The sequence below is a fragment of the Corynebacterium sp. ACRPF genome, from assembly GCF_022347395.1.
GTDB lineage: Bacteria > Actinomycetota > Actinomycetes > Mycobacteriales > Mycobacteriaceae > Corynebacterium > Corynebacterium tuberculostearicum_D.
In genome coordinates, this window is sequence record NZ_JAKRNB010000005.1 from 112,467 (window position 1) to 122,817 (window position 10,351).

The window sequence follows — 10,351 nt, forward strand, 5'->3', positions numbered from 1 at the left end:
CAATGTTCCGCACGGGGTGCACATTCCTCCTCCCCACGGATTCCTTATACATCTTCGCGCGCACAGAATTGCACGCATACTGCACAAGAAAGCATATTTATGTCTAAATTCCTCTACCGGCTAGGTAGCTGGTCCTACCGCAAGGTGTGGCCCTTCCTAGCCTTTTGGCTCATCGTCTTGGTGGCCATGGCGGGACTTACCGCCGGCTTTGCCAAGGCCCCGAACCCTAATTTCTCCATGCCGGAGATGGACTCCACCACCACCCAGGACAAGATGATGGAGCGCTTCGGCCAAGATACCGATGCCATGAGTGCACCCGAAGGCACCGTGGTCATCCAAGCGCCAGAGGGGAAGAACCTCACCGATAAGCAGGTAGCCGGCGAGGTAGATGACCTCCTTGGCGAGCTCAAGGACACTGGCGCGCTCAAGGACCAGGACAAACTGGTCAGCCCGGTGATGGCTGCAGCCGGTATGGAAAAGCAAATGGGCGAAAAGATGAAGGCCCAGCGCATTCCAGACGAGCAGATTCACAAGAACCTGCAGCAGCTCTCCCCTCTGAGCGAGGATAAGTCCACCGGCACCGTCACCATCACTTTTGATGCGGAAACCGTCATGGACATCCCAGAAGAGGACATGACCAAGGTCACGGACGTACTCAATAAGTACGACGAGGGCGACCTCACGGTGAAGTACCAGGGCAATGCCTTTAGCTCCGCCGGTCAAGAGATGGGTGGCAGCGCCGAGATTATCGGCCTCATCGTCGCCGCAATCGTGCTGCTGATTACTTTCGGTTCCTTCGTGGCCGCTGGTATGCCGCTAATTTCCGCCATCATCGGCGTAGGCATCGGCATCCTCGGCGTGCAGGTATCCACGGTCTTTACGGATACCATCTCCGATATGACCCCGACGTTGGCCTCCATGATTGGCCTGGCCGTCGGCATCGATTACGCGCTGTTTATTGTCAACCGCTTCCGCAACGAGCTCATCACTTCCTCTGGCCTCAACGATCTTTCGCCAAAGGAACTGGCCCAAGAGCTCAAGAAGATGGATAAGGCCACCCGTGCCCACGCCATGGGCATGGCGCTGGGCACCGCGGGCGGTTCCGTTGTCTTCGCCGGCACCACCGTGGTCATCGCCTTGGCCGCGCTGACCATTATCGGCATCCCGTTCCTGGGCACCATGGCCATCGCTGCTGCGGCTACGGTCATCATCGCCGTACTGGTTGCCAATACCTTCATCCCTGCCCTGCTGGGACTCTTGGGCACCAAGATCTTCGCCGGCCGCGTACCTGGCCCCAAGGTTCCAGACCCAGAGGACGAAAAGCCCACCATGGGCCTGCGCTGGGTACGCCGCGTGCGTGCCCACCCGTGGCTGCACCTTATCGCGGGCGTCGTCTTGCTAGGCATCCTGGCCGTACCATTTGCCCAGCTGCGCCTGGCCATGCCTACCGATGGCACCGCAAAGCCCGGCACCCCGCAGCGCGAGGCCTATGAGATCACGGCAGACGCCTTTGGCCCTGGCCGCAATGCCCCGATGATCGCGTTCGTTGATGTGGCCGATGTCCCTGAGCAGGACCGCATGCCGGCCTTCCAAGACCTCCTGCAGGAGATCAATGGCAACGACGGCGTAGAAAACGCCCAGATCGTGCAGACCACGGACAACGGTGATGCTGCGCAGATCATGATCACGCCTACCACCGGTGCAACCGATGAGGAAACCACCGAAACCCTTAACCACCTGCGCGATTACCAGGGTGAGTTTGAAAAGACCGGCGGTTCCTACGGCATTACCGGTATCACCCCGATCTTCGATGACATTTCTGAGCGCCTCAATAACGTGCTTACCCCATACGTAGCCATCGTGCTGGGCCTGGCCTTCATCGTCTTAATGCTGGTCTTCCGCTCCATCTGGGTGCCGCTCATCGCCGCGGCCGGCTTCGCTTTGTCGATGGCCGCGACCTTCGGCATCACCGTGGCCATTTGGCAAGAAGGCATGTTCGGCATCGTCGACGACCCACACCCGCTGCTTTCCTTCCTGCCTATCATGCTCATCGGCCTTACCTTCGGCCTAGCCATGGACTACCAGGTCTTCTTGGTGACCCGCATGCGTGAGGGATTTGTCAATGGCAAGACGGCCGGCAACGCCACCTCGAATGGCTTCAAGCACGGCGCCCGCGTGGTCACGGCCGCGGCCCTCATTATGATTTCCGTCTTCGCCGCCTTCATCTTGATGGACGAGCCGTTCATTAAGACCATGGGCTTTGCGCTGGCTGCGGGCGTGCTTATCGACGCCTTCGTGGTCCGCATGATGATCATCCCAGCCACCATGTTTGTGCTGGATAAGAAGGCATGGTGGTTCCCGCACTGGTTGGATAAGATCACCCCTAACATGGACATCGAAGGCGAGGCCTTGCACTCTGACCGAGAGGAACTCCTGCGCGCCCAACGAGAGAAAGTAGGCGAGACACACCGTGACTAGTCTGCGCGAAGAAAAGAAGCGAGCTACGCGTCAGGCCATGGCCGATGCGGCAGCGCGCCTCGTCCTCGACGGCGGTACCGAAGCCGCCACGGTCTCCGGCATCACCGCGACCGTCGGGGTCTCCCCGCGCACCTTTCACAACTACTTCTCCTCGGTGGCTGATGCGCTACTGTCCTTTAGCACCGATGTGCTTGCCAAGTTTTCCAAGGAAGTACCCACTGTCTTTCCTAATTCATCCATTTCTGAATTCCTCGAACAAGTAACGCTCGATGCCGCCGAAAACGAGGGCAAAGAGCTACATTCTTTTACCTCTCTTTTCACCATTGGCGAGGCTTTAGAAAACTTGAGCCATACCTCGAAAGAGCGCCAACAATTCCAAGTCGTAGATGACCAAGTTTTGGAAGCTTTCCACCAACGCGCCCCGGATAAGTCGCGCTTTGAAATCGCGGTCATTCTCCAAGCGTGTGCGGGTGCCAGTGCGATGAGCATGAAAGAAATCCACCGCCTCTCCCAGGCCGAAGAATCACTGGACGCTCACACAAAGCATGAGATAGTTCGCACAGCCTTTGCCACCGTGCGTGCCATCGACTAGCTAGCCTAATGGGCGCTTTAATCCGTATGCTCGGCAATAGTTATGGATAAGACAGCCCCTATATCGAGCACCGCGCAAGACGCCCGCTTCATTCAAGCGGGCGTTAATGCCGCATTTCAAGACCGCATCGGGGAGGCGACCGATGTGGAATTTAATTTCCTCGGGCCCTCGGATGGCGATAGCGAAGGAAGCTATGCCACCGACCAACTCGTGGAGGTACGGGTAAGCTCCGCGCAGCACGTGGCGGATTTTCGTGGCGTGCGCCTAGCCGTCATCGCCGCAGACACCTGGCACTGGACTACCTCTGCGACCGAGCATTTTGCTGACCTTCCGCAGTCAGGTACGGCCAGCGCAGACATTGACCGCATGGTTGCTTATGCCTCCCTCATCGTGGGCACTATGCCGGTGCTGCGCGCCCAGCAGGGCGATCACGTGGCCATCGTTGCGGTAGATTTCCACCCCTACCTGGACTTTCGCCAGACCTTGCTGCACGGTCTCCAACACAGCAGTGCGGAGATGGACGAGAAGGGGCCGGCCCTCGCACTCGCCCGCTACCTAGACATGGAGTCCACCGAGGAAGAGCCCTACCTGCATTTTTCTGATGGCACCACGGTGCGTTTTGAACAGCCAAGCCCCGGGGTACACAAGATTTCCGGCATCACCCCGGGCATGGCGGCCGCGCGTGTCTTGGAGGATGCTTTTTATTTAAGCACCGAAAGCCAAATGTTTTTCCAAGGCAGCTTCCCAGATGCCACGGTAGAACTCGATGTGGATAAGGCCACCGCCACGGTGTCCTATCGTGGCGGGCAGATTGCGACCAATGCGGTGCTTATCGCGACCATTTCTGACGAGGAATTCACGTGGGCTTGGGCGGATCCGCAGCTCAAGGACACCGCGGCGGCGCGGTTGGCAGGAAACCTAGCGCGCTTTGGTATCGACGAGGCCGTGCCCGAACTGGCGCGCCCGCACCTTCCGCTTCAGCTGGCGCGCGGGCACCAGCTGCCGCACCTAGCTTTGCCCATTTTGGGGATCTGGACGCTGGCGGGCACTACGCTTGCCGACGCCCGCGTGGGCCTCGTCCTCCTCGACGCCCCACAGCTGCACCTACCTGAGCCGACGCCAGCCGCCACCGACGCTACTTTGGCGGTTCCCCATCCTTCATGGATCAACGCAGATCGCGCCCGCGCCGCCTATGGATCATTTCGCGGGGTGGAGGTGTAGGGCGCTGCGGAGGACGTCCACGTCGAGGTCGGCAAGCGCGGCAGGCTCAAATGCCGCATCGTTGGTTTTATCCACCAAGACCGCTCGCACGCCCTCGGCAAAGTCCCCACGTCGGTACATATAAGCGCCCAGGTTGGTCTCCATATCTAGCGCTTCGCGGATACTGCTGCACTCCTGCTCGGCGCGGAAGAGCTCCATGGCCGCCACGATGGAGGTCGGGCACGCTTGCGCGGTCAGCTTGTCTACCTGTTGTTTAAGCTCTGGGTATTTTTCCAGGGCCGCAGAAATGTCTTGCCAGGTGTTGTGGGAAAAGGCGTCCTCGATGGCGTCGATAAGCTCGGCCAAGGGGGCCTCGCCGCTAGGTGCGCTGGTGTGTTGGGCTAGCGCCGTGGCTAGTCCATGCTCGATAACCGCACTAGCGAAGGCTTCGCCGTCCGCCACATAGTGGGTGGCCAGCCCGCTCCACAGAAGGTCTGCGGCATACATGCGGTAGCCGGTAATCCCCCAGAACTTCGCCAACTCGGCCGAAGCCTTCCCGCGCGTTCCCACCGCCCGCTGGGCGGCATAGGCCATGCCCACGTCCGTGACATAGCCAATATTCATCTCTGGCATGGAGGCAAAGGCTTTCTCCGTAACCACGCGGTGGGACCCATGGGCGGAAATGCCCAGACCACCTCCCATAGCAATGCCATCAATGAGCGCCACGACGGGCTTGGGATACTCCGCAATATCACCATTCAACGTGTATTCGGTGGCGAAGAAAGCATCGACCTCATCCACTTTGCCCTCCTTGACCCCTTCGCGGGCGTAGCGAACATCGCCGCCGGCGCAATATGCCTTGGAACTAGTCGAGGTAAACAGCACCTGTTCCACCTCATCATTGTCGCGCCACTGCGCCAGCGACTCCGCAATGAGGTGGATCATTTCCGGGGTGAGGGAATTGAGAGCCTTGGGGCGGTTGAGCTCAATGACTCCGGTATGGTTACGGATTGAGGAAATGATAGGTGCAGTATTAGTCATAACCCCTAGTGTGACACAGAACGCATGCACCTATCCACCATCAGCCAATTCACAGATAGGTTCGGAATTTTGCTCCCACAGCTCATCGCCCTGGATATGGACGGCACCCTACTGGACGGCAACGGCCAGCTTCCACCAGATTTCGCTGCGATCAGCACCCGTGCCCACCAGCTCGGCGTCACCCTAGTACCCGCCTCGGGCCGCCAGCTCGCCACCCTGCAAGAGATGTTTCCGCACGAAGACACCTTCATTGCAGAAAATGGCTCCGTGGTCGTCCACGATAACCGCGTCATCAGCGCCACTACCCTGCCCAGCGCAGCTGTGCGCGCCGCCATGGCCGCACTCCAGTCCGTCGAGACCCCGCATACCGTAGTGCTGTGCACGCCGGATACCGCCTATGTGCACAAAGGCGCCGATGAACAGGCCCGTGCTGAGATAGCCAAGTACTACAGGTCAGTGGAATGGGTAGATGACCTCGATGCGCTATTGGATGCAGACATCATCAAAATCGCCGCTTACTGCGCCGACGGCAGCGAAAAGCACCTCCACCAGCCCCTTCTTGCGGCCGTACCGGAACACAATATCGCCATCTCTGGTGCCGTATGGCTCGATGTCATGGCCGCTGGCGTCAACAAGGGCGTAGCACTACAAACCATGGCCAAGCTCCTCTCGGTTCCCATGTCCCGCACCGCTGCTTTTGGCGATTTCCTCAATGACTACGAGCTCCTCCGCGAGGCGGGCACCGCCATCGCAATGGAAAATGCGCACCCAAAGTTGAAGGAAATCGCCGATCACATCGCCCCGCCCAATACCGAATATGGGGTCATGACAGTTCTGCGTCAGCTTTTTGACAGCGAAGAGTCTTAGACTCGAATTTTCGCCTCCGCCCCGCGCGCCGCACCGTTACTCCCCCGCAAGGGGAGAAGTGCTGGTGCGCAGGCTAAAATAGTCCGTTTAGAAAATATACGTAGTGCTTTGGGAGTTTTTGTGAAGCAAATTTTGCGCTCACTGCTGGGGAAGAAGAAACCTGGGCGTTCGAACGAACCACGCACACCGGTCTATCAGCCAGTACCGCCCAAAGCTGGCTCTACCAGTGCGCCCCAGGCCCCTAATAACAAGGATTCTGCGCCCCAGAAATCGGCCAACACCGAATCCACCACGGGTGCACAATCCACCGAGCCGAAGGGCAAGCCCCAGGACCGCACCGATAAGGACAGCGAGTCCAAGAACCAAGCCAAACAAACACCCGGGCGCAAGCCCACTCCGACGAAGCCTGCACAGGCATCCGAATCCAAGCCTGCTGCTGCGAAGCCGAAAGGTGCGAAGCCTACCGCTAAGCCCGCAGCTAAGGACACCACTCGCCCCAGCACCGAAAAATCCCAGGCAAGCAAGGCCACTTCCACAAAACCGCAGCAGGCTAAGTCCACCTCACCATCGCCTGCAGCCAAGGCACCAAAGGCCAAGCCTGCAGCCCAAGGTTCTGCCGCCAAGCCTTCCGCCGCACAACAAAACAAGGCAGAATCCTCCCCCAAAGCAGCTGTTAAAAAGCAACAAAACTCGCCTACTCAAGACAAGAAGCCACAGCGCAAAGCGCACGAACCGGTGCAGCGACCGCGCCGCGGCGCAAGCTTTAGCACCACCCCGTCTAAGTCCTCCCCAAAGACTCCTTCTACCCGCAGTAATTCCCCGAAGCCGGCCGCGAAGCCTGTCACCCAACCCTCCCAGAAAGGCGCGGTAAAGCCCGCACAGCAGGCTCGCCCCAGCGCCGAGAAACCGAAGCAGGCACCCAAGCCATCCTCTTCTTCCAGCGCGAAGAAGGCTTCCCCACAACCGGCAAAGCCGCAGAAATCCCAGCCCGCTAATGCCAAGCCGGCCACCGCCCAGCAGCAAGCGCAAAAGCCACGCTCCCCCAAGCGCATGCCGGCAAACTCGGCAAAGCAGCAACCACAGCCGCAACCAACGCCAAAGAAGAATGCGCAGCCGTCGAAGCCCTCGCGACCGTCCAAGGGCCAAGGACCAGCGCGTACTCCCGGCACTGCAAAGCAAAAGGCTACCCCACAGGCCTCAGCCCCTAGCACTCCAGCGCCAAAGAAAGGCACCACTGCCCCCAAGCCGAAGGTGGCCGCGCCCAAGACTGCATCTAAACCTTCCCAGCAGAAAGCTGGGGCGGTGCAGAACAAGACTGCCGACAATGGAGACAAGGTAGTCCAGCCGAAATCGCAGCAAGGCGCACCCTCTAAGGGCAACCTGCCCAGGCAAGAGGCGAAGAAACAACAGCCGCAGCCGAAGGCAAAGGAGGCGACGCCTCAGAACGAGGCCAAAAAAGTAAGCAAGCGACGCCCGCAGGTTAAGCCTTCCGATATCAGTCGCGGATTGGCTCGCAAATCGCAGCAGGTGGGCACTCCTACCCCGGCTCAGCAAAAGCCGTCGCGAGCTGCCCAGAAGCCTAAGGCAAAGCAACAGCCTGCTCCGTCCCAGCCGAAGAAGGCCGAGCCTCAAGCCACTCCGAAGATGAAGCCTGCAAAGGCAGGCAAGTCCGCTGTAGCGGGCGCTGTAGCTGGTGCAGGTGCGGCCGCCGCCGCTGCTGAAAAGAAACGGAAAAAGGCACAACCGTCGAAGGCGCAACAGCCAGCTCCTAAAAAGCCACAAGCAAAGGCGGCACCGCGCCAGCCACAACAAGCTGCGCAGAAGCCAGCCTCACCGAAAGCCTCGAGCACGCAGGTAGATACTAAGTCTAAGTATCCGCTACAAAAGCAGGCCGAGGATCCTGAAGCGCTGGCTACGCCGCCAGAGAGCAAAGTAGTTAAGAAGAAGCGCCACGCCCGTCTGCGCCAAGTCAAGGGACTGGATGGACTGCGCGGCCTCGCAGTTATTGCCGTGGTGCTGTACCACTTCTTCCCTTCTCTGCTTCCCGGTGGTTACTTGGGCGTTGACCTCTTCTTCGTCCTCTCTGGATTCCTCATCACATCGTTGCTGGTGCGCGAATTCCGTACCTCCGGCACCATCAGCTTGAAGGACTTCTGGGTGCGCCGATTCCGACGCATCCTCCCGGCCGCAGTATCCGTCCTGGTCATGTGTACGGCTTTGGTGGCATGGATAGGCGGGGACCTCGCGGTCGGCTTGCGCCAGCAGTTCTTGGGAACTCTATTCTTTGTCAATAACTGGACCCAGATCGCCACCTCCCAGTCCTACTTTGCGGACAATGAGATTCAGGTCTTTGCTCACTATTGGTCGTTGGCCGTAGAGGAGCAGTTCTATGTCATCTGGCCGCTTCTTATCACCGGCGTTTTCCTGATTTCTCGCCGCAAGCCGCGCCGGCTTCCCATCCTCGTAGCCGCAGTCTTAGCTATAGGTTCCGCCGTGGCCATGGCGCTCCTTTACGTGCCGGGCGAAGACCCAACGCGCGTTTATTACGGCACTGATACCCATGCTTTCGGCCTGCTCACTGGCGCCGTGCTGTCTTTGCTGATGACCTCTACCAAGTCCGACCCACAGGCGGATTCGTGGGCAGCGACAGGCAAAGCCGAATCGCGCATCGCCGGAATCATCGGCACTGTGGCGCTCATCGGCTACGGTGCCCAGCTATTCCTCATGCCGGATGATGCAGAGATCACCTACCGGGGTGGACTCTTCCTCACTAGCGTGCTTGGTGTCCTAATGGTGTGGGGCGTGGTTCGCGAATACGGCCCGATGACCCCGCTCTTTCGGACCAAGGTCATGCGCTGGTTTGGCCAGCGTTCCTTCTCGCTGTATCTCTGGCACTGGCCGGTCATCATGATGCTCAAGGCGCTTTTCGAGGGCAACCAAAACTCCGATAAATCGTGGATCCTAGGCCTTGTAGCCGTGCCGATTTCGCTGCTTCTGTCCGAGATTTCCTATCAGTTCATTGAGAATCCGTTCCGCCGCGGCGGCTATAAGAAGACATGGAAGACCTACTGGTCCTCCCGCCCAGGATTTAGCGAATTGCGCGATGGCTTTGGCAAGACCATGTGGCCGGTAGTCCCATTCCTAGTCATTGCCTCTGTAGCCGGCGTAGTCTACGGCGTTATTAATTCCAGCGATAAGACCGAGCTGGAGCAGCAGCTGGAGCAGCTTCAGCAGCAGAACCAGAACAGCAACAATGCCCCGGCGCAGCCGAATGATGCTGCGCCACAGCCGCCTGCTGAGGACAACGACGATAAGGCTGCCGCGAAGGATAAGAAGACCCGCCCGATGCCGCAGGGCAAAGACATCACCGCTGTCGGCGACTCGGTGATGCTGGCTTCTAGTGGCGCCCTCAAGCAGCGCTTCCCGCAGATTTACGTCGATGCAGACGTATCCCGCCACTACACCGCGGGTATCCAGATTCTGCAGCAGCTCAAGGATTCCGGCCAGCTGCGCGACACCGTCTTCCTCGGGTTTGGTACTAACGGCCCTGCCTTCCCGGACCAGATCAAGGAAGCGCTAGACATCATCGGCGAAGACCACACTATTGTCATGGCTGTTCCCTATGGTGACCGCGAATGGATGGCCCAATCCCAACAGGATGTCCTCGACGCAGCCAAGGAATACGACAACGTATATGTCGCAGACTGGTGCGGACATGCACAGAGCAACCCGGAGATCCTCTACTCCGATGGTGTTCACCCGATGCCGGAACGCACCGGCGAGTACTCGGATGCCTTCTACGACGCTCTAAAGCAGTACTCGAATGGCGATAAGACCGTGTCCTCTCAGTGCGTGCCGCAGTAAAGGAACGGCTGGCGCGGGGCGGGGCGTCGGAAAGCGCCTAGCTTCCTCCCCTCCCTGCCCTTCGCGCTCACCGGAAGGTGTGCTCCGCTAGCAGCAGCATCCGCTGTGAGCGCGAAGGGCGGGCCTAAACGACAGGATGTGTTGGTGAGGTTGTACGGCTAGCCGGTCTGGCGTGCTGATATTAGGAATATTTCACTTATCCAGAGGGATATTCCAGCTTCGACCATGAAATACCGCCAAAGGCATGCCGGTGTGCTAGGCACCTAGGTTCACGATGAGGGGATGAGTAAAAATCATCCTCGATGCCCC

Annotated in this window: 6 protein-coding genes; 5 read left to right on the forward strand and 1 reads right to left on the reverse strand. The window is 59.2% G+C overall.

Going from position 1 to position 10,351, the window contains the following annotated elements:
• The first annotated feature begins 99 nt into the window (after positions 1-99).
• The 3 genes from MHX61_RS03690 to MHX61_RS03700 are packed head-to-tail and all read left to right on the forward strand — an operon-like array spanning position 100 to position 4,291.
• Positions 100-2,478, forward strand: a complete 2,379-nt coding sequence (locus MHX61_RS03690; RefSeq protein ID WP_239192740.1) for an MMPL family transporter — start codon at positions 100-102, stop codon at positions 2,476-2,478.
• Positions 2,471-3,070: a TetR/AcrR family transcriptional regulator gene (locus tag MHX61_RS03695; RefSeq protein WP_239192743.1), complete on the forward strand. Its 600-nt coding sequence runs from the start codon at positions 2,471-2,473 to the stop codon at positions 3,068-3,070. The genes MHX61_RS03690 and MHX61_RS03695 overlap by 8 nt, the downstream gene beginning before the upstream one ends.
• 42 nt (positions 3,071-3,112) lie before the next feature.
• On the forward strand, positions 3,113-4,291 hold the full coding sequence (locus MHX61_RS03700) for a DUF6882 domain-containing protein (protein WP_239192746.1): 1,179 nt from the start codon (positions 3,113-3,115) through the stop codon (positions 4,289-4,291).
• On the opposite strand, the gene MHX61_RS03705 is transcribed toward MHX61_RS03700, so the two are convergent.
• On the reverse strand, positions 4,268-5,311 hold the full coding sequence (locus MHX61_RS03705; protein ID WP_239192749.1) for a 3-hydroxyisobutyryl-CoA hydrolase: 1,044 nt from the start codon (positions 5,309-5,311) through the stop codon (positions 4,268-4,270). The genes MHX61_RS03700 and MHX61_RS03705 overlap by 24 nt on opposite strands.
• 24 nt (positions 5,312-5,335) lie before the next feature.
• On the opposite strand from MHX61_RS03705, the gene MHX61_RS03710 reads away from it, so the two are divergent.
• Together MHX61_RS03710 and MHX61_RS03715 are read left to right on the forward strand one after the other, a co-directional pair.
• Entirely contained in the window at positions 5,336-6,178 is an 843-nt protein-coding gene (locus MHX61_RS03710; RefSeq protein ID WP_239192752.1) for an HAD family hydrolase, read from the forward strand.
• Positions 6,179-6,298: 120 nt separating this feature from the next.
• A complete protein-coding gene (locus tag MHX61_RS03715) occupies positions 6,299-10,042 on the forward strand; it encodes an acyltransferase family protein (RefSeq protein ID WP_239192755.1) in 3,744 nt (1,247 codons plus the stop codon).
• Positions 10,043-10,351 lie beyond the last annotated feature (309 nt).